Annotated in this window: 1 protein-coding gene and 1 pseudogene; both read right to left on the bottom strand. The window is 69.8% G+C overall.

The window, feature by feature from the left end:
• Positions 1-1,082 (bottom strand): annotated as a pseudogene (secF, locus tag JNW89_RS34945) (protein translocase subunit SecF); the annotation flags it as partial.
• 1 nt (position 1,083) lies between these two features.
• Positions 1,084-2,375, bottom strand: a 1,292-nt coding sequence (gene secD, locus JNW89_RS34940; RefSeq protein WP_238452275.1) for a protein translocase subunit SecD, incomplete at its 5' end; no start/stop codon positions are given.

Below are 2,375 nucleotides of genomic sequence, written 5' to 3'. Positions count from 1 at the left end.
GGCCGGCCAGGGCCGCCGCGTCGGAGTCGATCGACTCGGTCGCCGCCCTCGGCCGCGCGGGGCGCGCCCTTCGGGGCCAGCTCGCCGCGGGCGATCGCACCGCGCCGGGCCAGCACCCGCTTGTTGTGCGCCTGGATCCGGGGGTCGTAGTTCTTCAGCAGCACCAGCAGCGGAGTGGCCAGCAGGATCGAGGTCAGGAACGCCACCGCCATACCGACGAAGAGCACCAGGCCGAGGTCCTTCAGGGTGCCCGCGCCGAGCAGGCCGGCACCGATGAAGAGCAGGCCACCGACGGGGAGCAGGGCGACCACCGAGGTGTTCAGCGACCGCATCAGGCTCTGGTTGAGCGCCAGGTTGGCCGCCTCGCCGTACGTCTGGTTGTTGTTCGCGGTGATGCCGCGGGTGTTCTCCTGCACCTTGTCGAAGACCACCACCACGTCGTAGAGCGCGAAGCCCAGGATCGTGAGGAAGCCGATGATGGTCGACGGGGTGACCTCGAAGCCGACCAGCGAGTAGATGCCCGCGGTGAGGAAGAGGTTCGTGAACAGCGAGACGATGGCGGCGACCGCCATCCGCCACTCGAAGCGCAGGATCAGGTAGATCGCCACCACCGCGACGAAGATGATCAGACCGAGCAGGGCGCGCGAGGTGACCTGCTCGCCCCACGCCTCGCTGACCTGGTTGCCGCTGATCTGGTCGGCGTTGATCCCGAAGTCCCGGGCCATCTCGGCCTTGACCTCGGTGGCCTGCGCCGGGCTCAGCTGCGAGGTACGCAGCTCGTAGTACTCGCCGCTGGTGCTGCCGACCTTCTGCGCGGTCACCACCTCGGCGTCGCCGCCCTTGGCTGCGAGCGCGGCGTCGACCTTCTCCTCGGCCTGCTCCAGGGTGCCGACGCTGGCCGGCACCTGGAACGAGTTGCCGCCGGCGAACTCGATGCCGAGGCTGAACCCGCGCACCGCGAAGCTGAGCACCGCGATCAGCACCAACGTACCGGCCACGGCGAACCACAGCTTGCGCCGGCCGACGATGTCGAGCCCGGCCTCACCGCGGTAGAGCCGGCTCGCGAGACCACTCTTAGCCATCTCAGGCCTCCTTGACGCGCGGGGTGCGGGAGTCCTGCTCGGCCGACCGGGCCGGCAGGGCCCGGCCGAGACCGCTGACCCGCGGGGACAGGAACGCCCGGGTACGGGCGAACATCGTCATGATCGGGTGCCGGAAGAGGAAGACCACGATCAGGTCCAGCACCGTCGCCAGGCCGAGGGCGAAGGCGAAGCCCTTCACCGTGCCGACCGAGACGACGTAGAGCACCACGGCGGACATCAGCGTGATCGCGTTCGCCGAGATGATCGTCCGGCGGGCCCGGATCCAGGCGCGCGGCACCGCGCTGCGCGGGCTGCGCCCCTCCCGGATCTCGTCCTTGAGCCGCTCGAAGTAGATGACGAAGGAGTCCGCCGCCACACCGAGGGAGACGATCATGCCGGCGATGCCGGCGAGGGTGAGGGTGAAGCCGATCTGCCGGCCGAGGACGACCAGCGCCCCGAAGACCAGCAGCGCCGACAGCACCAGGCTCAGGAAGATCACCGAACCGAGCAGCCGGTAGTAGAAGAACGAGTAGATGATGACCAGCAGCATGCCGATGCCGGCGGCGAGCAGACCCGCGCGCAGGTGGCTGTCGCCCAGGGTGGCGGTGACGTTCTGCTGCTCCTGCGGCTCGAAGGTCACCGGCAGCGCGCCGTACCGGAGCTGGCTGGCCAGCTTGTTGGCGTCGGTGCTGGTGAAGTTGCCGGTGATCTGCGAGTCACCGGTGAGCACGCCCTGGATCTCGGGCGAGGAGACGATCTCGTTGTCCAGCACGACCGCCACCCGGCACTTGCCGTCCTGGCCGAGCGCGGTCTGGTCGCAGGCGCCACCGGTGTTGTTGAACGCCTCGCGGGTCAGCTCGGTCCACTTGTCCTGGCCGTCGCCGGTGAAGTTCAGGCTGACCACCCAGGCGCTGGCCTGGTCGAGCACGGCGTTGGCGTCGTCGACGTCGGTGCCGACCACCTTCGCCACGTCGAGCAGGTACTTGGCCGCGCCGTCCTCACAGGCGACCGCCTGCTGCTTCTCGTCCTTGATCGACGCGGCCGGCCGCTTGTCCAGCTGGGCGCAGGTGATGGTCGGGACGTTGAACTGCATCTGCGGCGCCAGCACCGCGATCTCCTGCGGGGAGAGCGCGCCGAACGGCTTGAGCTTCTCCGCCAGGGACGGGTCGGCGGTGAGGTCGGCCGGGGCCTGCAGGGCGCTCGCGGCGGCCCAGGCCGCCGGTCCCACCTTCTTCTCGACGGCGTTGCGCTGCTCCTGGATGCTCTGCGGCACCGGGGCGGCGCTGGCGCTCG

The sequence above is a fragment of the Micromonospora sp. 4G55 genome (assembly GCF_016803375.1).
Note: the sequence above shows the minus strand (reverse complement) of the source record. Positions and strands in the feature narration are given on the sequence as shown.